Here is a 470-nt window from a genome sequence, read left to right as displayed (position 1 = left end):
TCTGGCGCTTCAGATATTGCAAATGGAGTAGATGTAGGCAATACCACAACTTATAATCCACCCACTGATTTTCCTGAAAACACAGAGATTTTTGTGAATATTACACCATATAATACAGCAGGAAGTGCAATAGGATGTGCCGAGGAAAGCTTTACAACTGAAGTTTTAATTCCAGCATGTACAAATTTAGTAAGTCCGTTTAATGGGGAAACAGATGTTTTGGTTGATTCTGATATTACCTGGAATGCTATTGTAAACGCTACAGGGTATTTAATTACTATTGGAACAAGTTCTGGCGCTTCAGATCTTGCAAATGGAGTAGATGTAGGTAACACAACTACTTACAATCCGCCAACTGACTTCCCTGAAAACACGGAGATTTTTGTGAGTATTACACCCTATAATACAGCAGGAAATGCTGTAGGATGTGCCGAAGAAAGCTTTACAACTGAAGTTCTAATTCCAGCATG

1 protein-coding gene is annotated in these 470 nt (G+C 38.5%); it reads left to right on the top strand.

Features of this window, described 5'->3' with window-relative positions:
• The coding region (locus OS188_RS14725) for a hypothetical protein (protein ID WP_267149611.1) at positions 1–470 on the top strand (470 nt) is incomplete at both ends.

The organism is Xanthomarina sp. F1114 (assembly GCF_026410255.1).
Classification (GTDB): Bacteria; Bacteroidota; Bacteroidia; order Flavobacteriales; family Flavobacteriaceae; genus Xanthomarina.
This window is presented reverse-complemented; position numbering and strand designations above follow the sequence as displayed.